Annotated in this window: 18 protein-coding genes; 9 read left to right on the top strand and 9 right to left on the bottom strand. The window is 59.4% G+C overall.

The window, feature by feature from the left end:
* Window positions 1–108 precede the first annotated feature (108 nt).
* The 6 genes from J5276_RS06830 to J5276_RS06805 all read left to right on the top strand — a co-directional run bounded on the left by J5276_RS06830 (window position 109) and on the right by J5276_RS06805 (window position 6,752).
* Entirely contained in the window at window positions 109–1,968 is a 1,860-nt protein-coding gene (locus tag J5276_RS06830; protein ID WP_112155015.1) for an alpha/beta hydrolase, read from the top strand.
* A gap of 31 nt (window positions 1,969–1,999) precedes the next feature.
* Entirely contained in the window at window positions 2,000–2,719 is a 720-nt protein-coding gene (gene sfsA / locus J5276_RS06825) for a DNA/RNA nuclease SfsA (RefSeq protein WP_112155014.1), read from the top strand.
* A 31-nt stretch (window positions 2,720–2,750) separates the two neighbouring features.
* Window positions 2,751–3,584 (top strand): type I methionyl aminopeptidase, encoded by an 834-nt coding sequence (gene map / locus J5276_RS06820; RefSeq protein WP_026330927.1) that lies wholly within the window; start codon window positions 2,751–2,753, stop codon window positions 3,582–3,584.
* A gap of 12 nt (window positions 3,585–3,596) precedes the next feature.
* Window positions 3,597–4,442: a DNA repair protein RadC gene (gene radC / locus J5276_RS06815; RefSeq protein ID WP_112155013.1), complete on the top strand. Its 846-nt coding sequence runs from the start codon at window positions 3,597–3,599 to the stop codon at window positions 4,440–4,442.
* A 146-nt stretch (window positions 4,443–4,588) separates the two neighbouring features.
* The gene (locus J5276_RS06810; protein ID WP_003515401.1) at window positions 4,589–5,011 is read left to right on the top strand and encodes a TadE/TadG family type IV pilus assembly protein; all 423 of its coding nucleotides are present in this window, start codon (window positions 4,589–4,591) and stop codon (window positions 5,009–5,011) included.
* Between the two features lies 1 nt (window position 5,012).
* Window positions 5,013–6,752, top strand: coding sequence for a TadG family pilus assembly protein (locus J5276_RS06805; protein WP_003515402.1), 1,740 nt, complete (start codon window positions 5,013–5,015; stop codon window positions 6,750–6,752).
* 67 nt (window positions 6,753–6,819) lie between these two features.
* On the opposite strand, the gene J5276_RS06800 is transcribed toward J5276_RS06805, so the two are convergent.
* From J5276_RS06800 to rpiA, 4 genes are all read right to left on the bottom strand, one after another.
* Window positions 6,820–8,196 carry a class II 3-deoxy-7-phosphoheptulonate synthase gene (locus J5276_RS06800; RefSeq protein WP_003515403.1) on the bottom strand — a complete coding sequence of 459 codons (1,377 nt, stop codon included), beginning with the start codon at window positions 8,194–8,196 and terminating at the stop codon, window positions 6,820–6,822.
* A 250-nt stretch (window positions 8,197–8,446) separates the two neighbouring features.
* On the bottom strand, window positions 8,447–9,835 hold the full coding sequence (gene gor, locus J5276_RS06795; RefSeq protein WP_112155012.1) for a glutathione-disulfide reductase: 1,389 nt from the start codon (window positions 9,833–9,835) through the stop codon (window positions 8,447–8,449).
* A gap of 168 nt (window positions 9,836–10,003) precedes the next feature.
* A complete protein-coding gene (locus J5276_RS06790) occupies window positions 10,004–10,570 on the bottom strand; it encodes a DUF2059 domain-containing protein (RefSeq protein ID WP_013636215.1) in 567 nt (188 codons plus the stop codon).
* Window positions 10,571–10,586: 16 nt separating this feature from the next.
* Window positions 10,587–11,282 (bottom strand): ribose-5-phosphate isomerase RpiA, encoded by a 696-nt coding sequence (rpiA, locus tag J5276_RS06785; protein WP_003515412.1) that lies wholly within the window; start codon window positions 11,280–11,282, stop codon window positions 10,587–10,589.
* A 192-nt stretch (window positions 11,283–11,474) separates the two neighbouring features.
* Between rpiA and J5276_RS06780 the strand changes: the two genes are divergently transcribed.
* Entirely contained in the window at window positions 11,475–12,176 is a 702-nt protein-coding gene (locus tag J5276_RS06780; protein WP_112155011.1) for an HAD family hydrolase, read from the top strand.
* Window positions 12,177–12,411: 235 nt separating this feature from the next.
* Here J5276_RS06780 and J5276_RS06775 read toward each other — a convergent pair whose 3' ends face one another.
* Complete coding sequence (locus J5276_RS06775) at window positions 12,412–14,259, bottom strand: murein L,D-transpeptidase (RefSeq protein ID WP_065658555.1); 1,848 nt, start codon at window positions 14,257–14,259, stop codon at window positions 12,412–12,414.
* Between the two features lie 498 nt (window positions 14,260–14,757).
* On the opposite strand from J5276_RS06775, the gene fumC reads away from it, so the two are divergent.
* Both fumC and J5276_RS06765 read left to right on the top strand, forming a co-directional pair.
* Entirely contained in the window at window positions 14,758–16,149 is a 1,392-nt protein-coding gene (fumC, locus tag J5276_RS06770; protein WP_026330925.1) for a class II fumarate hydratase, read from the top strand.
* A 208-nt stretch (window positions 16,150–16,357) separates the two neighbouring features.
* Window positions 16,358–17,290, top strand: a complete 933-nt coding sequence (locus tag J5276_RS06765; protein ID WP_112178749.1) for an alpha/beta hydrolase — start codon at window positions 16,358–16,360, stop codon at window positions 17,288–17,290.
* Between the two features lie 66 nt (window positions 17,291–17,356).
* On the opposite strand, the gene J5276_RS06760 is transcribed toward J5276_RS06765, so the two are convergent.
* The 4 genes from J5276_RS06760 to J5276_RS06745 form a co-directional block, all read right to left on the bottom strand.
* Window positions 17,357–18,994, bottom strand: a complete 1,638-nt coding sequence (locus J5276_RS06760; RefSeq protein WP_035198927.1) for a CTP synthase — start codon at window positions 18,992–18,994, stop codon at window positions 17,357–17,359.
* A gap of 150 nt (window positions 18,995–19,144) precedes the next feature.
* Window positions 19,145–19,603 carry a preprotein translocase subunit SecG gene (gene secG, locus J5276_RS06755; protein ID WP_065687408.1) on the bottom strand — a complete coding sequence of 153 codons (459 nt, stop codon included), beginning with the start codon at window positions 19,601–19,603 and terminating at the stop codon, window positions 19,145–19,147.
* A gap of 115 nt (window positions 19,604–19,718) precedes the next feature.
* Window positions 19,719–20,489, bottom strand: coding sequence for a triose-phosphate isomerase (gene tpiA, locus J5276_RS06750; RefSeq protein WP_112155008.1), 771 nt, complete (start codon window positions 20,487–20,489; stop codon window positions 19,719–19,721).
* 214 nt (window positions 20,490–20,703) lie between these two features.
* Complete coding sequence (locus J5276_RS06745) at window positions 20,704–21,585, bottom strand: dienelactone hydrolase family protein (RefSeq protein ID WP_111783020.1); 882 nt, start codon at window positions 21,583–21,585, stop codon at window positions 20,704–20,706.
* Between the last annotated feature and the right edge of the window lie 147 nt (window positions 21,586–21,732).

Below are 21,732 nucleotides of genomic sequence, written 5' to 3'. Positions count from 1 at the left end.
ATATCGAATTCGACTGCGGTTCGGCTCTTCGTGGCCTCCCCTTGCTGGTGGAACTTGTATTCGTTTTCATGCAGAATGTGCAAACACAAATTTGGTGGAGGACAGCGCATGGCAGGTGTTGACGGCGGGGCAGAGAAAAAGGGTGGCAAAACGCCCGGTTTCGACGCCACATCCGCCGAGGCTTACCTGATCCGCGACCCGGAAGCCTTTGCGGTCAACATCGCCCGCGCGCTGGAAAATCTCGGCAAAGCCGCGTCCGAATGGCTGGCGCCCCGCGAACGCGGTGAAATTCCGCAGACCAGCGCCGATCCGATGACCGACATCGTCAAGACGCTCTCCGACGTCGCCGAATACTGGATGGCAGAACCGAAGCGTTCACTCGAAGCGCAGACCCACCTGCTTTCCAGCTATTTCGATCTGTGGACAAAATCGGTGGCACAGTTTTCGGAAGATGCCGATTCCCGCTCGGAAAAGGCCGCAGAGAACGGCCCGGCAGAGCGAAAGAACAGGCGTTTTGCCGACGCGGACTGGCAGGCCAATCCGTTTTTCGATTTTCTCCTCAAAGCCTATCAGACTACCGTCGGTTTTGCCGACCGGATGGTTATGGAAGCCGAAGGGCTGGACGAGCACACCCGCACCAAGGCGTTGTTTTACATGCGCCAGGTGACGGAAGCCCTCTCGCCGGCCAACTTCGTCTTCACCAATCCGCAGGTCTTCCGCGAGACGGTCGCGTCCAGCGGGGCCAATCTCGTCAAGGGCATGGCACAGCTTGCCGAAGATGTCGCGGCCGGCCACGGCCATCTGAAACTGCGCCAGACCGATTACAGCAAATTCGTCATCGGCCAGAACATCGCCATCACATCAGGCAAGGTGGTTGCCAAAAGCCCGCTCTGCGAGATCATCCATTACGCGCCGACGACGAAAAAGGCCCTCAAACGGCCGCTGCTCATCGTGCCGCCATGGATCAACAAATTTTATATCCTCGATCTCAACCCACAGAAATCCTTCGTTAAATGGTGTCTCGATCAGGGTCACAGCGTGTTCATGGTCTCGTGGATCAACCCGGACGCCAGGCTGGCCGACAAGGGTTGGGAGGACTATATTCGCGAAGGTATCGATTTCGCCCTCGACACGATCGAGGAGCAAACCGACGAAAAAGAGATCAATGCCATCGGCTATTGCGTCGGCGGCACGCTTTTGTCTTCGGCCCTGGCATTGCATGCGCAGGAAGGCAATGAGCGCATTCGCAGCGCCACACTTCTCGCAGCCCAGACGGATTTCATCCATGCGGGCGACCTCAAGGTCTTCATCGATGAAGGCCAGCTCGCCGCGCTCGACAGGCACATGCAGGCCGTCGGTTATCTCGATGGCTCGATCATGGCCACAGTCTTCAACATGCTGCGCGCCTCCGATCTCATCTGGCCCTATATGGTCGATAATTATCTGCGCGGCACGGAACCCCTGCCCTTCGATCTCCTCTACTGGAATTCAGATTCGACCCGGGTGACCGCTGCCTGCCATTCCTTCTATCTGCGCAATTGTTATCTCGACAACAATCTCGCCCGCGGGCTGATGCGCGTGGCGGACAAGCGGATCAACCTCGGCGACATAAAAATCCCCGTCTATGATCTTGCCACCCGCGACGACCATATCGCGCCAGCGAAATCGGTCTTCACGGGGGCGGCACTGTTCGGCGGCCCCGTGGAATTCGTGCTCGGCGCTTCCGGCCACATAGCCGGTGTGGTCAATCCGCCGCAATCCGAAAAATACCAATATTGGACAGGCGCATCACCATCCGGAGACTTCGATGCCTGGCAGGCCGCAGCCACGGCCCACAAGGGATCATGGTGGGTGCACTGGCAAAACTGGATCGAAAGCCAGAATGGCGAGAAGGTAAAGGCAAGGGCCCCGGGAGACGGCAAGCGACCAGTGCTCGGCGATGCACCCGGAACCTACGTCCTGTCCTGACCCCGCCCCCACCTCTCACCTTTCAGGCCACATGCTCTTCACGCCCCCACTCGTACCCGCAACGCTGATCGCCCGCTACAAGCGTTTCCTCTTCGACGCTGTTCTGGAGGACGGCACGGCGATTACAGGCTCCTGCCCCAATACCGGCTCCATGCGCGGATTGACCACGCCCGGCTCGCGTATCTGGATGTCCGAGCATGACAGCCCAACCCGCAAGTACCGGCATATGCTGGAAATGGTCGAGGCCGATGGCACCGTGGTCGGCATCAATACCGGCATGCCGAACCGGCTGGCGGAAGAAGCGATTCTCAATGGCCGTATCCCGCAGCTTGCCGGCTATTCGACGATCCGGCGCGAGCAGAAATACGGCCGCAATTCCCGCATCGATTTCCTGCTTTCCGAAATTGGGCGGCCGGATGCCTATGTGGAAGTAAAGAACGTTCATTTCATGCGCGAAAAAGGTCTGGCCGAATTCCCTGATACCGCCACCAAACGCGGCGCCAAACATCTGGAGGAGCTGGGCGACGCAGCGGAGGCCGGTCACCGCGCGGTGATGCTCTATCTCATTCAGCGCAACGATTGCGACCGGATGCGCATCTGCGATGATCTGGATCCGGTCTATGCGCTGGCGTTTCAGCGGGCCATGTCGCGCGGCGTGGAGGCCTATGCGGTGAAATGCGACGTTTCCCCGGCACAAATTTCAGTCACGGGAACGGTTAAGATGGACGAATGGCGTCCGGCTGTTTTATGAACAGGGACGTAAAGAGACAGAAAGCACTATGATGGTCACCTATATCGACGCAGCCTCCGCCCCCCTCAAGAATACCGGCGTCATCCGCCTTTATACCCCTGAGGATTTCGACGGGATGCGCAAGGCGTGCCAGCTGACGGCGCGTTGCCTCGACGAACTGGCGGCAATCGTCAAGCCGGGTGTGACGACTGATGCCATCGACCGTTTCGTCTTCGAGTTCGGCGCCGACCATGGCGCTTTGCCGGCAACACTGAATTACCGCGGTTATACGAAATCCGTCTGCACCTCTATCAACCATGTGGTCTGCCACGGCATTCCGGACGCAAAGCCGCTGCGTGAAGGCGAAATCGTCAATATCGACGTGACCTATATTCTGGACGGCTGGCACGGCGATTCGAGCCGCATGTATCCGGTTGGCACGATCAAGCGCGCGGCTGAACGTCTGATGGAAGTGACCTATGAATGCCTGATGCTCGGCATCGCGGCAGTGAAACCGGGTGTGCGCACCGGCGCGATCGGCGCGGCTATTCAGGCTTATGCCGAGGCGGAACGCTGCTCGGTGGTGCGTGATTTCTGCGGCCACGGCGTTGGACGCCTGTTCCACGACACCCCCAATATCCTGCACTACGGCCGCCCGGACGAAGGCCCAGAGATTCGCGAGGGAATGATCTTTACCATCGAGCCGATGATCAACCTCGGCAAGCCGCATGTGAAGGTACTCTCCGATGGCTGGACGGCAGTAACGCGCGACCGCTCCCTTTCCGCGCAATACGAACATGCGGTCGGCGTAACCGCTACCGGTTGCGAAATCTTCACACTGTCGCCGGGCGGCTTTGACCGTCCGGGCCTGCCGCCACTCGCATAAGGCCAGACCGCCATGGTAAAACGCCCTGCCCCGCCTTCCGCCGATCTTCCATCGACCTCCGGCTTTCAGGCGGGAAACGGCGATCTGTTCGACGGAACGGATGAGCGCGGCTTCTTTGCCGAACCGCGAAGTGCGGTGAAGAAGGCCTCGGAACACCCCGCAGCCGTTGCGGAGCCGGAAGCGGAGATCGCACACTATCACGGCCATCGGGACAGGCTGCGGGCGCGTTATCGCGACGGCGGCGATACCGCCCTTGCCGATTACGAACTGCTGGAGCTTCTGCTTTTCCGGCTGATACCGAGGCGTGATACCAAACCCATCGCCAAGGCGTTGATCGCCCGCTTTGGTACCCTTGGCGGGGTGCTTGGCGCGCCGCTGCCGCTGTTGCAGGAGGTGAAGGGCGTGGGTGAGGCCGTGGCGCTCGATCTGAAGCTCGTCGCCTCCGTTTCCCAGCGCATGCTGAAGGGCGAAATCCGCAACAAGCAGATTCTCGGCTCCTGGTCTTCGGTCATAGACTATTGCCATGCCGCCATGGCCCATGAAACCCGTGAGCAATTCCGCATCCTGTTCCTCGACAAGCGCAACGTCCTGATCGCCGACGAGGTGCAGGGTCAGGGAACCGTGGACCACACGCCGGTTTACCCGCGCGAAGTGGTGCGCCGCGCCCTCGAACTTTCCTCTACGGCTTTGATTTTAATACATAATCATCCGAGTGGAGACCCTACCCCCTCGCGTGCCGATATCGAGATGACCAAAACCATCATCGATACGGCAAAGCCGCTGGGGATAGCGGTGCACGACCACATCATCATCGGCAAAGACGGCCACGCCAGCTTCAAAGGGCTTCGGCTGATCTGAAATCCATGGGTATCAACGCGAAGGCCTTTCCCGGCTTGCAACCCATAAGAGCGACATCAATACAAAATTAACACCTATAAATTAGCATTTCCGAAAATAAGAATAAAGGCATCTGACTTTGGTGCCTGAAGAAACGGGGGTGCTTTATGCGTAATGGAGTGCATTTCCTTCGTGATCGATCCGGCTCGTCCGCTGTCGAGTTCGCCATCGTCGCGCCGATTTTCTTTCTCGTCCTGCTGACAATGATTGCCTACGGTATCTACCTGATGGCCGCCTATTCTGTGCAGCAGATCGCCGCCGACGCGGCAAGGACGGCTGTTGCCGGACTGAATACGACCGAGCGCCAGCAGCTGGCCCGTGATTTCGTCACCAAAAGTGACCTCAGCTACGCCTTCATGGACAAGACGCGTTTCACGGTCAATGTCGCCACCGATCCCGCCAATGCCAACCAGTTCACGGTCAAGGTGGAATATGACGCCCGTGATCTGCCGATCTGGAGCCTCTACAGCTACACCCTGCCAGAGCCGGTCATCCGGCGTTTTTCCACAATCCGGATCGGAGGAGCATGACATGCAAAATATCTCTTCTTTGCTTCCCCGTTTCCTGAAGGATCGCACAGGCAACATCGCCATCTCGGCCGGGCTTACCGCACCGCTTTTCATCGGCATATTGGCGCTTGGCGTCGACTATGGCTATCTGACCCTGCAGAAGCGGCAATTGCAGCAGACCGCCGATCTTGCGGCCATATCAGCGGCGGCCAATGCCGCTGATCCCGAAAAGGCGGTCCAGCAATATTTCGCCCTCAACGGCATGAATCTCGGGGTCAAGACACCGAATGGCCTCTTGACCGTGGACGGTCTTCAACCTTTCGACCCCTTGAACGAATTTGCCAAGAGCAATGGTTATGCCGAAGTCGTCAAAGGTCACTATGAGCCGGACGCGACCCTGCCTGTCGGCCAGCGTTTCGTCGAAAATGCACTTCCAACCAATGCGATGAAAGTGAATATCGTCGAAAAGGGCCAGATATTCTTTGCCTCCGCCTTCACCACGCCGCCCAAGATTTCCGCGGCCGGAACGGCCTCATCCCAAAAGATCGCGGCATTTTCGGTGGGCTCGCGACTGGCGAGCCTCGATGAAGGCATTTTGAACAGCCTGCTCGGCGGCCTGCTCGGCACCACGGTCTCGCTCAAGGTTATGGATTACCAGGCGCTTGTGGCTGCTGATGTCAACGCGCTGCATGTCGTCGAAGCGCTGGCTGTCGATCTCAACCTGACAGCCGGCACCTACAAGGATGTCCTGAAGACGGAAATCACCTACGGCAAATTCCTGGACGCGCTGACGAAGACCACCGGCCTGCAGCCGGCTGTGGCCAACATTCTGAAGACGCTGGCAAAAACCGCCAACAAGAGCAACATCAAGCTCAAGCTTGAAGAAATCCTCAATCTCGGCCCGTTCTCGGACAAGCTGATCGGTAGCGGCGAAAACCTCAAGGTCACCGCAGGCGTCTTCGATCTCCTCAACGCCGCCGCCGTGGCAGGCAATGGCGGCAACCAGCTGGCGCTCAACCTCAACGCCAATCTTCTCGGTCTCGCCTCGGTCAAGACGACCCTCGCCATCGGTGAGCCACCCGTCGAAACGCCGTCGCTTGCCGTCGGCGGCCAGGGCACCGTGGTGCGCACCGCACAAACCCGGCTGGCGGTCAGTGTCGTCGTTGACGGGCTTCAGGCGATTGCCGGTCTGAAGGTCAATATTCCGCTCTATGTTGAAGTCGCCCATGCCGAAGCGCGGCTCGCCGACATTCGCTGCACGGGCGGCGGACAGGGTACGGTCGATGTCGAAGTCGTTCCCGGCGTCGCAGAAATCGCGCTTGGCAATGTCGATACCACGGCCTTTGCCAATTTCGGCAAGGATCCGCGCGTTACCAAGACGGCGATCGTGGATTCGGCCCTGCTCGCCATCAATGGCAGCGCCCTCATCAATGCCACGAACATGACGAAGACCAAGCTGACCTTTACCCAGTCGGATATCACCCAGGCCAAGATCAAGAGTGTTTCCACGAAGGATACCGTTACCACTCTTGTCAGTTCACTGCTGAAGAACCTCAATCTGGATATCAGGCTTCTCTTCCTTAATATCGATCTGGGAGGTCTGGCGGGCATCCAGTCAGCGCTTGCCAACACGCTCGCGGCAGTCACGGCGCCCGTGGATCAGCTGCTCTACAATGTCCTGCTGGTACTCGGCGTCAAGATCGGCGAAGCCGATGTGCGCGTCACCGACGTTCGTTGCCAGCAGCCGGCACTCGTCCAGTAATCAGGCCGACAACCATAAAAAAAGCCGCCGGCAGTATCCGGCGGCTTTTTTGTGTGATCTGCCTCTGTCAGGCAGTAGCAATTGCCAGACGCTTCTCGTCACGGCCGCTCTTCATGCGCTCGGACAGAAGGAAAGCCAGCTCCAGTGCCTGATCGGCGTTGAGACGCGGATCGCAATGGGTGTGGTAACGATCCGACAGCGAATCCGCCGTCACGGCGCGGGCGCCGCCGGTGCACTCGGTCACGTCCTTGCCGGTCATCTCGATGTGGATGCCGCCCGGATGTGTGCCTTCGGCGCGGTGGATCTGGAAGAAGCTTTCGACTTCCGACAGGATGCGCTCGAACGGACGCGTCTTGTAGTGGTTGAGCGTGATGGTGTTGCCATGCATCGGATCGCAGGACCAGACGACCTTGCGGCCCTCTTTCTCCACGGCACGGATGAGCTTCGGTAGGCTGTCGGCAACCTTGTCGTGGCCGAAACGGCAGATCAGCGTCAGACGACCTGCCTCGTTTGCAGGGTTCAGCGCGTCGATCAGCTCGATCAGATTATCAGGCGTCAGCGACGGTCCGCACTTCAGGCCGATCGGGTTCTTGATGCCGCGGAAATATTCCACATGCGCATGGTCGAGCTGACGCGTGCGGTCGCCGATCCAGATCATGTGGCCAGACGTGGCATACCAGTCACCGGAGGTCGAATCGACGCGGGTCAGCGCCTCTTCGTAACCGAGCAGCAGAGCCTCGTGGCTGGTGAAGAAATCGGTCTCGCGCAGGCTAGGATTGTTTTCTGCGCTGATGCCGATTGCCTGCATGAAGTTCATGGTCTCGGAAATCCGGTCAGCCAGCTTGCGGTAACGATCCGCCTGCGGGCTGTCCTTGATGAAGCCGAGCATCCACTGGTGAACGTTTTCAAGGTTGGCGTAGCCGCCCATTGCGAAAGCGCGCAGCAGGTTAAGCGTCGCCGCCGACTGGCGGTACGCGTCGAGCTGACGCTCGGGGTTCGGCACGCGCGAGGTCTCATTGAACTCGATGCCGTTGATGATGTCGCCGCGGTAGGACGGCAGCGTCACGCCATCGAGCACTTCCACGTTCGAAGAGCGGGGCTTGGCGAACTGACCGGCAATACGACCGACCTTTACCACCGGCAGCTGCGCACCATAGGTCAGGACGACAGCCATCTGCAGGAAAGCGCGGAAGAAGTCGCGGATATTATCCGCGCCATGCTCGAGGAAGCTTTCGGCGCAATCGCCACCCTGCAACAGAAAGGCGTTGCCGTCTGCCACATTGGCAAGCTGCTTTTTCAGGCGGCGGGCTTCACCGGCAAAAACGAGCGGCGGATAGGTCGCAAGCGTGGCTTCCGTCGCCGCAAGCGCTGCCGCGTCAGGATATTCGGGAACCTGCTGGATCGGTTTCTGCCGCCAACTGCCGGGTGTCCAATTCTGTGCCATGTCCTTACCCTTTTCTCGCCCGCGCATTTGTGCACGACCGCCTCGAAAAATTGAGCGGCTTATAGCTCCAAGCACAGGCTTTGCATAGCCGATGTCAGGGCCATCGGGCCCATTCCGCCCGTTTTGGGCGTTTAACGTGCATAAAAGTCAATTCAAACGATTTAATAAACCCGCCACCACCCGGAAAACAACGGTTTTCAAGTGGTGGCGAGCAAAGCGGAGACGTGATTACGTCGCACAAGCGACGGCGTTACACGCGCTCGCCGTTCACCACGCGGTAGCTTGGCGAATACATCGTCACCAGTTCCTCGGCCGCTGTCGGATGAACCGCCATGGTGCGATCGAAATCGTCCTTGGTGCATCCGGCCTTCAGCGTGATGCCGAGAAGCTGCGCCATTTCGCCCGCCTCGTGGCCGAGAATATGCGCGCCGACGACCTTGCGGTCGGCGGCATTGACGATCAGCTTCATGATCGTCTTTTCCTGACGCCCGGACAGCGTTGCCTTCATCGGACGGAACTGCGCGCGATAGACTTCCAGTTCCGGGTATTTCTTGCCCGCTTCCTCTTCAGAAAGTCCAACCGTGCCGATTTCCGGCTGCGAGAACACCGCAGTGGCAATAAGCTCGTGGTCCGGCTTGGTCGGGTTGTTCTTGTACTCGGTTTCGATGAAGCACATGGCCTCGTGGATCGCCACCGGCGTCAGCTGTACCCGATCGGTGACGTCGCCCAGTGCGAAGATACCAGGAACGTTCGTGCGCGAATACTCGTCGACGATGATCGCGCCGCGCGCATCCACCTTCACACCCGCATTTTCAAGGCCTAGACCATGCGTATTCGGATCGCGACCGAGCGCCAGCATCACCAGGCCGACATGCAGCGAGTTGCCCTGCTTCGTGCGTGCCACAAAGCCGCCCGCACCGTCCTTGCTCACTTCCTGAATGACGTCTTCAAGAATGATGCGAATGCCCTTGGCTTCCATCGCTTCATGAAGGCCCTTGCGCATATCGTGATCGAAGCGCGAAAGGATTTCCTTGCCGCGATAGATCAGCGTCGTTTCGACACCGAGTCCGTGGAAGATATTGGCGAATTCCACGGCGATGTAACCACCGCCAGCGATCAGGATCGATTTCGGCAGCTCTTCCAGGTCGAAAGCCTCGTTGGAGGAGATCGTCAGCTCGTGGCCGGGCAGCGCCTTGTGTTCGTTCGGCGTACCGCCAACGGCAATCACGATACGCTCGGCCGTGAAGGTCTCACCAGTCTTCGTCAGCTTCACGGTATGCGCATCGACAAGCTCTGCACGGCTGTCGAAAATATCGGCCTTGGCGTTATCCAGACCCTTGCGGTACAGCCCTTCGAGACGGGTGATTTCCCTGTCTTTCGCTTCGATCAGTTTTTTCCAGTCGAAACGACGCTCGCCAACGCTCCAGCCGAAACCTTCGGCATCCTCGAAATGCTCAGGAAATTGCGAGGCATAAACGAACAGCTTCTTCGGCACGCAACCACGGATGACGCAGGTTCCGCCGTAACGGTATTCCTCGGCAATTCCCACACGCTTGCCGAGTGAGGCGGCCACGCGAGCGCTGCGAACGCCGCCCGAGCCGCCACCGATAACGAAAAGATCGTAGTCATAAGCTGTCATAGTCAAAACCCCTGATCAAAACCACGTGCCATCGGCCTCAAGGCGGGCTGTGGCGTATTCATGGCACATATAGGTGCTGCGATGCACAAATGAAAAGCCCGACCTTGCGGCCGGGCTTTGAATATTTCTGAACGTGAGCTTTGGGACCCGACGCTCTATCTATTTCACTCAGGGCTTGTGAGCCGGAGCGCCACCGGTGTTGCCCTGATCGGCCGGAAGCGGCTTCAGATCAGCGCCGGCCACCTTCTGCAATTCGGTCATGCTGGAGGTGTTCAGATCGCGGTTGATGCCCGCGGCCCAGATGTCGGCAGCCTTCATCAGTTCGCGCGTGGCGATAGGGCCGTCCTTCAGAAGCTTCTTGCCGGCTTCGCTGCTGTAGAAGGTGGAGATGGCGTTCAGCTCTTCGACGGAGAAGGCGCGCGCGTAGGTGAGTGCTGCCTCGCGTTCCAGATCGGCGCGGCGCGGCGCAAGCTCAAGTGCCTTGGCGTCTACAGTCGCGGTAATCGCGTCCTGCACATTCGGCGATGCCTGAATGAGTTCGGCCTTCAGACGTTCCGCCAGACCCGGCAGGATATCATCGAAACGGTCAGTAACGCCAAGAGAGGCGATCGCCTGCCGTGCGGCGGCGATATGCGCTTCCGAAATTTCCTGAGCGCGTGCGGCAGTACCGAACACGATGCCGGAAATGAGGATCGAAGCAGCGGCAGCTTTGCCCAGTCCCGCTAGTTTGATCATGAAAATCTCGCTCCTGTTATACTGCCTGCATCACGCGGGCGCCTTCAGGACCCGCAATGATGGCAAGCGATGCCAAATTTATGAAAAGTCCGTGCTCGACAACACCGGGGATAGTGTTCAGCTCGCGTGCAAGCGCTTCTGCATCAGGAATACGGCCAAAAGATGCGTCGAGAATGAGGTGTCCACCATCCGTCATGAAGGCGCCGTCGCCCGACGAACGCATCGTCAGGTCGCCCGAGAGGCCGGACCGCGCCGCCAGTTTCTCGATGGCTATCTGTGTCGCCACCTGACCGAACGGATTGATTTCGATGGGAAGCGGAAAAGCGCCAAGCGTCTCCACAACCTTGCTCTGGTCGGCGATGACGATCATGCGGGCGGATGCCGCCGCCACGATCTTTTCGCGCAGAAGCGCACCGCCACCACCCTTGACGAGTCGCAGGCCGTGATCCACTTCGTCCGCGCCATCGATGGTAAGGTCCAGTTCCGGCAATTCATCGAGGGATTTCAGCGGCACGCCAAGCTCCACGCAAAGGCGCGCAGTACGCTCGGATGTCGGCACGCCTTCGACCTTCAGGCCTGCAGCAACCTTTTCCGCCAGAAGCCTGACGAATTCCTCAGCTGTAGAGCCCGTGCCGATACCAAGTCGCATCCCGTCTTGCACATGGGACAATGCGGCCTCGGCGGCCTTGATCTTCATCTGGCGGGCATCCATGTGCCTGAAACTCCGGTAGCTTTGTCGTCGCCGTGCTGTTTACACGGGTCGAAAGCCAAACGAAAGCATTTTTGCAGGCAACGAACAGAACGTTGTGGCGCGGTTGCAAAGACAAAGCCGTTTGCCTAGGCTTGGCCACAACGAACGCACCGATATCATCGCCAAAAGCATTCTCTCAAGAGGCCAGTTCCCGTGACATCCCGCCCGCTCTCCCCGCTCGCCATCTTCGACCTCGATGGTACGCTCGTCGACACCGCCGCCGATCTCGTTTCCAGCCTCAACCACACCATCGCCGCAGCCGGTCTTGCCCCTGTTACCTATGACGACCTGACGCATCTCGTCGGCCAAGGCGCGCGCGTGATGATCAAGCGGGCCTTCGCGCTGCGTCAGGTAGAATTGCCGGAAGCCGAACTGGAGCCGCTGTACGAGCGTTTCATTGACCATTATCGCGCGGAAATGCCCGGCGACAGCCGCCCCTACCCCGGCATCGTCAGCGTACTGGATGCGCTTTCGTCAGCTGGCATCACGCTCGCGGTCTGCACCAACAAGACCGAAATCCTCGCGCTCCCGCTGCTCGAAAAACTGGATCTCACCCGATATTTCGCCGCCATCACCTGTGGCGACACCTTCCCCTTCCGCAAGCCTGATGCGCGCCATATTCTCGGCACCATCGAAAAGGCTGGCGGCGACCCGCAGTGCTCGGTCATGGTGGGTGACAGCATCAACGACATTCTCGCCGCCAAAAATGCGGCCGTCCCCTCGATCGGCGTCACCTTCGGTTATTCGGATGTGCCGATGGCCGAACTCGAACCGGATGTCGTGATAGATGACTTCACTGCGTTGACGCCCGCGCTGTTCGAGCAGCTGGTCTCAAAGGGCGCCGCTGCGGCTTGAGACGGAGCTGTTCTCCACCGTCATGCCGGGCTTGATCCGGCATCGAGCCACGGCGCGTCTGCGCCGTGATACAACTCTTTCGCGATCAAAGACCTGATCGCACTGGACCCCTGACCAAGTCCGGGATGGCGGAGTGCGGATGCTGCCGTTTAACGCCACCATTCATGTGGCGACTTTGCCATCAAACAAAAAAAGCGCCGTTTCCGGCGCTTTCTTTTTCTCAATGTGATTTCTATCAAATCGACGCGGCCCGCGCCTTCGTCGTTACCGCAAACGCCTTCTGGACGTAGCTGTCACGGTCGTAGACGTCGTCGAAGAACTGCACCTTGCCGGCCTTGTCCGGCCAGGCGGTAAAATAGGCCACGTAGACCGGTATCTTCACCGGCACCTGCACGGCGCGGTTCTTGCCCGCTGCAATCTGCTCGTTGACCTTGTCGACGCTGGTGCCAAGAACAGCGGCCGCCATGCGGCGCGGGTCGACCAGACGGATACAGCCGTGGCTCAGCGCCCGCATATCGCGGTTGAAGAAGCTCTTGGCAGGCGTATCATGCATGTAAATGGCATGCGCATTCGGGAACAGGATTTTCAGGTCGCCCAGCGCATTGTCGCTGCTTGGCGGCTGACGCACCGAAATGGCGTTGGTGGAGCCGAACCAGTTGACGCTGGTGGAAGAAACCGCACGGCCACCCACCTGTACCTCATAACCCAGACGGTCGAGATAGGACGGATCGCGGCGCAGCTTCGGCAGCATCTCGTTGACGATGATCGACTGCGGAACGCCCCAATAGGGGTTGAATTCGACGGTCTGGATTTCGTCCTGGAAGAAGTAGGTCTGGTTGGCCTTGGAGCCGACCACCACCTTCATGCCGAACTGTTCCTGTCCGTCATTGTGGTAATAGGCCATGAAGGCGGGCTGGTTGATCAAGACGTAGCGCTGGCCGAGATCGGCAGGCAGCCAGCGGATCTGCTCCATCGCCACCTGCACCTTGGCAATCCGGGCGTCGTTGCTTTCGCCGACCATGGCACGCACGGTCGCGCGGCCGATGACGCCGTCGGCCTTCAGGCCGTTTTCGCTCTGGAATGCCTTCACCAGATCAACGAGATCAGGCGTATAATCCGGCGTCTGCTGGTAGCCGGAAATGATCGCCGCATGTTCCGCCTTGAAGGCAGGCGAAGCGCGATGTTCGATTGCCTTGACAACACTCGCCATGTCGCCGCTGCTGTTGCCGGGTTTCAGCACCAGATCGGCGGGAACCTTGACCGTGTTGGCCGCATCACCCTCGCTGCGCAACCGGGCCAGTTCGGCCTTCAGCGCCAGATATTCGGCGTTCGAAGGTTCACGGCTGCGCAGATAGGCTGCGATATCGGGGCTGAGGCCTGCAAGCTTCAGCACGGGCGCAAGGTTCACCGTCTTGCGCTTGAAATCGTGGTAACCGGACAGCCGGTTCGGATCGACACGGCCACGCGTCGTATCCTGCACATAGGCCAGAACCTTGGCGGAAAGCGCAAGCTCGAACTGCATCTGCGCGCGCTGATAGGCGTCGGAGGTCGATGCGGAAGCCACTTCCACCGGCGTGCCGGATGCGTTCGCGCCTGCGCTGATGCTGGCGGTTACGTCCTTTGCGGGTACTGAAATGCTGTAATCGGCCGGATCGAGGCCGCTTTCGCCAACAGTCTCCAAAAACGCCATGACGGCGTTCGCGCGGGCAGTCAGCTCGCCTTCCGAAACCCAGAGCGCCTTGCCGCCGGCACCGTAATAGGCTTCCAGAGCCTTGCCAATTTCGGGGGTGGCGCTGAACTTCACATTGGCAAGACCATCGCCGAAATTGGCGGTGTTCACAGCGCGTGCGGTATCGGCCTTGTAATCGTAATAACGTGGACCGGAAACACGCGGCAGAGGCTCGGGATCGGATGCATCGGCGCTCGGTCCGACCGTCGGCGGCGAGGTGACGATACCGGCTGGCGGCATTTCACCGCGATCGCGCGCAACCTTGCCAGGCCCGCCACGCAAAAGGTCCATCAGCGTTACCGCGCCGGCGCTGCCGGGAAGAGCGGTGGAAACGGAAAGACCGAGAGCCAGCACCAGCGCTGCCGATGTTTTTCCAGATGTGACTTGCAATTTGATCCTCGTAGCACCCAGCGCCGCCAACGAAGACGGAGCATCCAGTTTCATGCTTGTCTAGCCGATAGACGGCCCGTTGAAAAGAAAACGCCGAAGTCCAGAACGCACCCGAAATGAACCTCATATTACGGCCAAAACCGTAAAAACGTAATTTCCAGAATTGGCGAGAATGGTTAAATTTCTATTTATTTCATTCACTTTGCGGTGGTTGGCCAAGCCGTTCCAAGCCGATGAAACCCCGGTTTTCCGGGCTTTTATCGACGTAGTAAAAATGACACGCCAAGGTCTTTTTCTTAACCGGGCAGGATGAGCGCCAAAATCGCCCTGTCCCAAGGGAAATATCTGCCAGGCATGCCTCGCAACGCTTTCATTGCCAGCGCGATGATTCTATATATCGGCGCGCGCAAGGCGGGCGAAGTGCCGTTTTGGCGGAGGAAAACGAGTAAAAAGGCAAGATTGATGACAGCCACACGGACGGAAACCGATACATTTGGACCCATTGAAGTTCAGGCCGATCGCTATTGGGGCGCGCAGGCGCAGCGCTCGCTCGGCAACTTCAAGATCGGCTGGGAAAAGCAGCCCGCCTCTGTCGTTCGCGCGCTCGGCATCGTCAAGCAGGCCGCCGCCCGTGCGAACATGGCGCTTGCAGGCCTCGACCCCAAGGTAGGCGACGCAATCATCGCAGCTGCACAGGAAGTCATCGACGGCAAGCTGACCGAGCATTTCCCGCTGGTCGTCTGGCAGACCGGCTCCGGCACGCAATCCAACATGAATGCCAATGAGGTGATTTCCAACCGCGCAATCGAGATGCTCGGCGGCGAAATGGGCACCAAGAAGCCGGTTCACCCCAACGACCACGTCAATATGAGCCAGTCCTCGAACGACACCTATCCGACGGCGATGCACATCGCCTGCGTGGAAGAGATCGTTCACCATCTGCTGCCGGCCCTCAAGCACCTGCACACGGCGCTGGAAGCCAAGGTCAAGCAGTTCGAAAAGATCATCAAGATCGGCCGCACCCACACGCAGGATGCCACGCCGCTGACGCTCGGCCAGGAGTTTTCCGGTTATGCCGCGCAGGTCGCCTCGGCGATTGCCAATATCGAACTCACCCTGCCTGCACTTTCCAAGCTTGCCCAGGGCGGCACGGCGGTCGGCACGGGCCTGAACGCCCCCGTCGGTTTCGCTGAAAAGGTTGCCGAAGAGATTTCCAAGATCACCGGCCTGCCGTTCGTGACGGCGCCGAACAAGTTCGAAGCGCTTGCCTCGCACGATTCCATGGTGTTCTCGCATGGCGCGATCAATGCCGCAGCAGCAGCCCTGTTCAAGATCGCCAACGACATCCGCTTCCTCGGCTCCGGCCCGCGCGCCGGTCTTGGCGAATTGTCGCTGCCGGAAAACGAACCCGGCTCATCGATCATGCCGGGCAAGGTCAACCCGACGCAGTCGGAAGCGCTGACGCAGGTTTGCGCCCACATCTTCGGCAACAATGCAGCGCTCTCCTTCGCAGGCTCGCAGGGGCACTTCGAACTGAACGTCTATAATCCGATGATGGCCTACAACTTCCTGCAGTCGGTCCAGCTTCTGGGCGATGCCGCCGTCTCCTTCACCGACAACTGCGTCGTCGGCATCGAAGCCCGCGAAGACAACATCAGGAAGGGCGTCGAGAACTCGCTGATGCTCGTCACGGCTCTCAACAGCAAGCTCGGCTACGACATCTGCGCCAAGATCGCCAAGACCGCGCACAAGAACGGCACGACACTGCGCGACGAGGCCGTCGGCGGCGGATACCTCACGAACGAGGAATTCGACCAGTATGTGCGCCCGGAAAACATGATCGGCCCGAAGTAAGCCGGTCGGGATTATCGCTGACATAGAGAACGGGCCTTCGGGCCCGTTTTTTGTTTGTTCGATTGACGGATGAGCGATGAGACCGTGGTGTAGGGCCAAAGCATCGGGATGTCCCGGTACTGACCACTCTTGGTGTTTTTAAATCGCCCCCGTAAGCTGTTCTTCCGCAGAGAATGCCGAAACCAGATGCGCGATTGAGGATGACATCATGATCTGCCGCCGCAGCCTGCTTCTTGGTGGTGCCTTCCTCGCCACGGCCATGAAAGTCCCAAGTCTGTTTGCGCAAGGCAATAGGCAATCGATTTCACTTTGGCCCGGCCCGCCTCCGGGTGGCGGTGGTCCGAACGGCGTCCCGGATATAAGCAAAAAAGGCGCTGTCACCAACATTGCCGTACCGAGCCTGGAGGTGTTCGCTCCCGCAAAGCCAAATGGTTCCGCAATGATCATTGCAGGTGGCGGTGGATATAAACGCATCGAGGAAGGCAAGGAGTCCTATCCCGCTGCACGCTGGCTCGCGGACAGAGGCATTTATGCTTTTGTCCTCACCTACCGTCTGCCGATTGAAGGATGGGCTGCTGGACCGCTGGCACCGATTCAGGATGCGCAGCGCGCATTTCGTCTGGTGCGTGCACGCGCTTCGGACCGGCAGATCGATCCGCACAGGATCGGCGCACTTGGTTTTTCTGCGGGCGGGCACTTGATGGGGTTGGCCGCCGCCCGCTCGGCTTTTGCGTCTTACGAAGCAGTCGATGACATCGACAGGCAATCAGCCCGGCCGGATGTTGCGGCCCTGATCTATCCGGTCATCACGCTTGCAGCGCCCTATGACCATACATCGACCCGGAGGTCACTTATCGGCAGGCACCCGACAGACGAGGCAACACGAGAGTGGTCAGTGGAAAGCCATGTGAGCAAAGATTGCCCTCCGGTCTTCCTCACGCAGGCGGATGACGACCGGATTTCCAATCCCGCCAATAGCCGTATCATGCAGCAGGCGTGCGAGAAGGCGGATGTGGATGTCGAATTTCACCCAATCATTTCTGGCGGCCACGGCTTCGGCATGGGCAAGCCCGGAACCACCACGCAAGAATGGCCTGGATGGTATGAGGCATGGCTGAGGAAGCACAACCTTCTGGCCTGATGCATTCTGTGCGCAGCCCAATAAAAAAGGGCCGCAAAAGCGGCCCTCTCCGTATCATTCAAACCATCAAACCAGCCGGCTCTGCTCCACCGCCGCTTCAACGAAGCTGGCAAACAGCGGATGCGGGTCGAGCGGGCGGCTCTTGAGTTCCGGGTGGTATTGCACACCGATGAACCAGGGATGGTCAGGATATTCCACCGTTTCCGGCAGCACACCATCAGGAGACATGCCCGAGAAGACGAGGCCGCATTCTTCCAGCCGGTCCTTATAGTCCACATTCACCTCGTAACGGTGGCGGTGGCGCTCGGAAATATCCGTGGAACCGTAGATTTCGGCGATCTTGGTGTCTTTCTTCAGCGCTGCCTTGTAAGCGCCGAGACGCATGGTGCCGCCGAGATCGCCCTTGGTGGAGCGCTTCTCCAGCTCGTTGCCCTTTACCCACTCGGTCATCAGGCCAACGACGGGCTCAGCCGTCGGACCGAATTCGGTGGAGGAGGCATTCTCGATGCCGGCCAGATGACGCGCCGCTTCCACGACTGCCATCTGCATGCCAAAGCAGATCCCGAAATAGGGCACGTTGCGCTCACGGGCGAACTGCGCCGCCATGATCTTGCCTTCCGAACCGCGCTCGCCGAAACCGCCCGGCACCAGAATGCCGTTGACCTTTTCGAGATAGGGCGTCGGATCTTCCTTTTCGAAGACTTCCGACTCGATCCACTCCAGCTTGACCTTGACGCGGTTGGCAAAACCACCGTGATGCAGCGCCTCGATCAGCGACTTGTAGGCGTCCTTGAGGCCGGTATATTTGCCGACGATCGCAATCGTTACCTCGCCTTCCGGCGTGCGGATACGGTTGCAGACCTCTTCCCACTGTTCCAGACGCGGCTTCGGCGCCGGTTCGATACCGAAAGCGGCCAGCACTTCCGAATCGAGACCTTCATTGTGGTAGGCGATCGGAACGTCATAGATGTTGGCAACATCCAGCGCCTGAATGACGGCGGAAGGACGCACGTTGCAGAACAGCGAAAGCTTGCGGCGTTCCGCTTCCGGGATTTCCCGGTCGGCGCGCACCAGCAGAATGTCGGGATGAATGCCAAGCGCCTGCAGCTCCTTCACGGAATGCTGGGTCGGCTTGGTCTTCAATTCGCCGGCTGCCGGGATGTAAGGCATCAGCGTCAGGTGAACATAGATTGCGGTGCCGCGCGGCAGATCGTTGCCGAGCTGGCGGATCGCCTCCATGAACGGCATCGCCTCGATATCACCCACGGTGCCGCCGATTTCGCAGATGACGAAGTCGTACTCGTCATTACCTTCGGTCACGAAATCCTTGATCTCGTTGGTGACATGCGGAATGACCTGAACGGTCGCGCCGAGATAGTCGCCGCGGCGTTCCTTGTCGATGATGTTCTTGTAGATGCGGCCAGTGGTGATGTTGTCGGTCTTGGTCGCCGAACGCCCCGTAAAGCGTTCATAGTGGCCAAGGTCGAGGTCCGTCTCGGCACCGTCGTCCGTCACAAACACTTCGCCGTGCTGTGTCGGGCTCATCGTGCCGGGATCGACGTTCAAATAGGGGTCAAGTTTGCGAAGCCGCACCCGATAACCACGGGATTGCAGCAATGCTCCGAGTGCCGCAGCTGCGATGCCCTTACCGAGAGAGGAGACCACGCCGCCTGTGATGAATACATATCGCGCCATGGGATTCACCGGATACCTTTTTACCTCTGATTCCGCCAGCCCAAATTTCATGCTGTTGCAAATTCGCTGTTGACGAATTGGCAATGGGATGTGGCGAAATGCGAACAAAAGAAAACCGGCAGGCTTTTGGCCTGCCGGAGCGTTAAATCATAACCGGGCTTATTGACCGGTCGGAACTGCGTTCGGATCGGCGGGCTTGGCCGGCGCCGGAGCGGCTTCACCAGCAGTGGCCGGTGCAGGCGTGGTCTGCGCAGGTGCTGCAGCGCCGCTGTTGGTCGGAACGCCATTCTCAGCCGGAGCCGGCGTTGCCGGCGTCTGTGCCGGGCCGAGCGTGTCGAGAATACCGTTGCCCTGACCCTGCGTGGCCGGAATACGGTTCAGAATATCCGTCGGGCGCGATTCGTACCGGGTCAGAAGACCAAGTCCGAGCGACGTCACGAAGAACAGCGCGGCAAGGATGCCCGTCGTGCGGGTCAGCGCATTGGCCGTTCCGCGCGCGGACATGAAGCCCGAACCGCCGCCGATGCCGAGGCCGCCGCCTTCGGAACGCTGGATCAGAACCACGCCGACAAGCGCCAGCACGATCATGAGGTGAATAACAATCAAAACGGTCTGCATGACAATCCATTCCATGCCCCGCGCGGAGCACTACAAAGAAGGTTTCGCGGCTCTTTACATGAGGCGAAGGCTTATTCCAAGCCCCTTTCCCGCCACTGTGGCAGGAAAGCGTGTCTCAAGCCGTCAGTTGCTCGTATGCCGCATAGATGGAAAGGAAGTCGGAGGCTTTCAAGCTCGCGCCGCCGATCAGTGCGCCGTCGACATTCTCGACACCCATCAGTTCCAGCGCATTGGCAGGCTTCACCGAGCCGCCGTAGAGAATCCGCATGGTCTTGCCTTCATCACCAAAGCGCTTGACCAGCTCGTCGCGCATGAAGGCATGAGCCTCGCGCACATCCTTCGTGGTCGGCGTCAGACCCGTGCCGATCGCCCAGACCGGCTCATAAGCGATGACGGTGTTTTCGGCGGTTGCCTCGTCCGGAAGCGATCCGGCGAGCTGGCGCTTGAGGATATCGAGCGTCTGGCCCGCCTTGCGCTCATCCGCCGTCTCGCCAATGCAGACGATGGCGATAAGATCGGCCTGATGGGCGGCAACGGCCTTGGCACGGACCAGATGATCCGTCTCGGCATGGTCGGTGCGACGCTCGGAGTGGCCGACGATGACATGGGTGCCGAAGCAATCGGCAATCATCTCGGCGGAAATGTCACCCGTATGCGCGCCGGAAACATTCTGGTGGCAATCCTGTCCGCCAATCATCAGCGGGCTGTCGTCGCAAAGCGCGGTTGCCACATAAAGAAGCGTCGATGGCGGGCAGATCAGCGCATCCACCTTTTCGGAAAGCGCGCCCTTGACGCCCTCTGCCATGGCCTTGATCTGATCGAGCGACGAACGGGTGCCGTTCATCTTCCAGTTTCCGGCTACAAGCGGTCGAACATTCGGCGTCATGCGTATCCCATTCCCTTTGTCTCGGAGAGCCGCTTGCGCGAACACCCCTTACCTCAGCCGCCAGGCGGCCCCTAATCGCGACAGAAACCCTGCCGGAAATCCCGGAATATTTCCTTAAACGCAGCTGATGACAATTGGTACAAAAAAGCAGTCATAAGCATCAAAACGTCGGTCAATTTGCCGAAATTCGCGCCTGTCGAACCAAAACTGGACCTCATCGGCTCAAAATCCAGTTCAAAACCGCCCGCCAGTCGGTCATGCGCACCGGCGTTCCATGCGTGCCTGTCTCAAAAAGCGTGAAGCGCGCCGGCTCTCCCGCCTTCAGCAAGGTGCGGAAGATGGTCGCCTGGCTGTCGGCGGAATAGACCTTGTCGGCGCTGCCATGGGTGAACCACACCGGCTTTTTGGCTTTCGCAAAGGCGCTCTTCGGAAAATCGGGGTCGACCGCGCCGCCAAGGATCGCCATGCCCTTGAGATTGCCGACCGTCGCCTTGTCGCGGCTGATGCCGTAGCAGATGAAGCTGCCCATGGAGGCGCAGGCCAACACCACCGGCTTGCCGCCGGATTTGCTAGCAGCATAGGTGATCAGCGCGGAAACGTCGGCAACGCCATTGGCATCGAAGGATCGTACGCTCGGCACATAATAGGTGCCGCCATTGGCGACAGCCAGATTTTTCAGCCGGTTGAAATTGCCACCGAACGTATAGTCGTTCATGCCAAGCCGCCGGTCGCCGCCGCGCCCGTGAATGAAGATCACGGTGAAGGCCTGCCCGGATGATGGCCCGACGCGGCCCACCTCAAGCGCCCTGCCCTCAACCGCCACGGATTCCATCGCCTGCGCTGTCTTGGGCGCCATATCCACATATTGCCGCTTCACCCGGCGTTCCGGTACCTCGTCGCGGCCGTTGATATCGCGCATCTCCTGATAATCGATCACCTCAGATGCGCCGCCATCGGCCGTGGAAAGCACTGTCTGGCTGGAAAACAGCTCGTCCTTGAACGGCCGCAGCGGCCCGTCCGCCGCCCCGGCACCGCCCGGCATCGCCGCAACAGTCAGGCAGAAAAGAGTACAAAACGTGAAATGAGCTGTGGACATGACTTGGTTAACCGTTCATTCGTGGCTGCGAGACTTGCCATTGCCAGGGCGGCAGCGCAATCCTCCTGTTGCGAAACCCTGACATAGTCGTGGCATAGGGTGCGCCGCGTTAGGCCACACGCCCTGCACGTTTGGCGCTATACTTGC

It is taken from the genome of Agrobacterium sp. S7/73 (assembly GCF_019355535.1).
In the GTDB taxonomy this organism is placed as follows: domain Bacteria; phylum Pseudomonadota; class Alphaproteobacteria; order Rhizobiales; family Rhizobiaceae; genus Agrobacterium; species Agrobacterium tumefaciens.
This window is presented reverse-complemented; position numbering and strand designations above follow the sequence as displayed.